This is a genomic window from Streptococcus sp. DD11, assembly GCF_001578865.1.
Lineage (GTDB): Bacteria > Bacillota > Bacilli > Lactobacillales > Streptococcaceae > Streptococcus > Streptococcus panodentis.
This window is the reverse complement of the sequence record NZ_KQ969396.1, coordinates 121,623-123,680: the sequence shown is the minus strand read 5'-3', so window position 1 is coordinate 123,680 and position 2,058 is coordinate 121,623. Positions and strand designations below refer to the sequence as shown.

Annotated in this window: 1 protein-coding gene and 1 pseudogene; one reads left to right on the top strand and one right to left on the bottom strand. The window is 51.4% G+C overall.

Features of this window, described 5'->3' with window-relative positions:
- A pseudogene (locus STRDD11_RS10035) lies at nucleotides 1-271 on the bottom strand (alpha-amylase); the annotation flags it as partial.
- Nucleotides 272-686: 415 nt separating this feature from the next.
- On the opposite strand from STRDD11_RS10035, the gene STRDD11_RS14620 reads away from it, so the two are divergent.
- Nucleotides 687-2,058 (top strand): CocE/NonD family hydrolase (locus STRDD11_RS14620; protein WP_277592895.1); only part of this gene is annotated, 1,372 nt, incomplete at its 3' end.

Sequence of the window (2,058 nt, the reverse complement as noted above, 5' to 3'; positions counted from 1 at the left end):
CTTTTAAAGTTTGGATTGCCTTGAGATAGTCTTCTTTGCTGCCATACTTGGTACGGACTGTCCCTTTCTGGTCAAATTCCCCCAAATCAAACAGGTCATAGACACCGTAGCCGACGTCATTGGATCCGGTTCCCTTAAAAGCCGGTGGCAGCCAAATTTTTCGGATGCCCTTAGCAGCAAGTTCAGGTGCAGCCTGAGCCAGCCGTTTCCAATGTTGGCCATCATCTGGTAAATACCATTCAAAATACTGCATTAAGGTTTGATTGTCCATACTGGATACCTCACATTCTTGGTGTTGGACCTATTTTACCAAAAGAAGCAGAAATCAGCAAACCTCCGAGGGTCTTATCGAGAAGAGAGGGGCCGCTGTGATAGCGGCGCAAGCAGCTGCAGGCTGCTGAGACGAGCCAGGCTCCGTCTAGTCATGTAGTTTAGCTTTTATTAGATCGTTAGCTCAGCTTGCCTTAACAGTCCGAGGGAGTGAAAAGGTCCCTCGGACTGTTTCGCTACTAAAAGACTAGATAAGCCAGCCGCGATGTTGCCGGCTGCGTCAGCTGTTCTGGGAGGCAATCCTGCTTTTATGTCAATTTTTCTCAAAATAATGAGAATAATATATTGAATTTGAAGCGCTTACAGGTTATAATGAAGTGGTAATAAAAAACTGATTTACAGAAAGGGAGCTTCTTATGAAAAAGAAAAAATGGCTCAGTTTCATGCTGCCCAGCTTATTGGCTGCACCTTTTATTTTGTCTCAGGCCGTGCAGGCGGATGAGGTCCTGCAGGCTGATAGCAGCAGTGCCGAGCAGACTGCTGTCAGCCCTGCGGCCATCTCTGATCAAAGCATCCAGCCGGCTGTTCTGACGGTAGAAAGCAGGGAGGCAGCAGCAGACAGTGCAGTCTCAGCAGCTCAGGAATCTTCCCAAGTGGACGGGGGCGGCACTGCCGAGGACAGAACAGCATCCTCTGGAGAACTCTCTCAGGGGCAGGACCGGTCTGGGGCGGATGCGAATGCTGCCCCGACTGCTCTGCTGACTGCGGCGACAGGCCAAGAGCTCGCAGCTTATACCGGCCGTCTTGCTGATGCTTCTCTGTCTGACAAGAGTCTGACAGTGCAGGATGCTGTAGATGAACTGCTCAAATGGGCGGCAGTCAGCGACTCTCAGCTGGGCAGCAGCGCTCAAGATCGAATCAGCTTCGCTAAAAGTCTGGGCATGATTGGGCAGGAGACGGATGCCGCCTCCAGTGTGCCGGCGGCAGATTTGCAGTCGATGTACGCTCTTGCCAAGCAGCTTTATGACGCCTATCGGGCAGAGAAAAAAGCACCTCTCTTTCTGAATGGCCGAGCACAGCCCATTTTCCCTTATAGCAGCGGCCAAAAGGAAGACAGCGATTATGCCTATGAGGACAGTGAGATTGTCCGTTTTCCAGTTTATGTAGAGACTGATTATGACACTGACGGCGACGGCCAGCGCGATTTGGTCAAGGCCATTGTGCAGCTTCCTAAGGCTGCGGCAAATGGTGATTTTAAGGCTTCTACGATTTTGGAAGCCCGCCCTTATGTTGCCGGCACGCTGGATGAAAGCTATGTGACGCTGGAAAGTCTGGGCCTGCCGACCAATGGCTCCTATGATATGAAGCAGCTGCGCAGCCAGCCGGCCAAACGTCAGCCGGTTTCCGCTATGACGACAGTTGAGGCGGCCAAGCGGGCCAAGGCGTCAGACTGGTATTATTATAGTCCTTATGAGGGGATTTATGATTATGAAGATTTGAATTGGTATGATTATTTTCTGGTGCGGGGCTATGCTTTTATTTCCAGTGCCGGATTGGGAACCAGAGGGTCTGAAGGTTTTAATACGACCGGATCTGACCTAGAAATCGCAGCCTTTAAGAATATTATCGAATGGGTCAATGGCCAGCGGACAGCCTACACGGATAAGACCGGCAATATCGAAATCAAGGCTGACTGGGCCAATGGCAAGGTGGCAATGACGGGCCTTTCCTGGGCTGGCACCACGACCTTCGGTGTCGCAGCGACCGGCGTTGAGGGCCTGAAGACCA